At 65.2% G+C, this 253-nt stretch carries 1 pseudogene; it reads right to left on the bottom strand.

Features of this window, described 5'->3' with window-relative positions:
- Positions 1 to 253: pseudogene (locus ACZ6JE_RS15370) on the bottom strand (hypothetical protein); the annotation flags it as partial.

Below are 253 nucleotides of genomic sequence, written 5' to 3'. Positions count from 1 at the left end.
CTGGCGAAGGGCGTGTCTGCAAGGATCTGGCGCAGGTAGTCGCGGTTCGACTCCACGCCGTACAGCAGCGATTCGCCCAGGGCGGCGTCAAGTGCACTGCTGGCTTGGTCTCGGGTTGGCGCCCAGGCGATCAGCTTGGCGATCATCGGGTCGAAGTAGGGTGGAATCTCGCAGCCCGCTTCGACCCAAGTGTCGATGCGCAGTGACTGGCCGTCGGCAGACGGAAATTGCACGGCGGTGAGCAGGCCAGGGC

The sequence above is a fragment of the Frigoribacterium sp. AC759 genome (assembly GCF_979256015.1).
The sequence above is the reverse complement of the archived record's forward strand: the minus strand, read 5'-3'. Positions and strand labels throughout refer to the sequence as shown.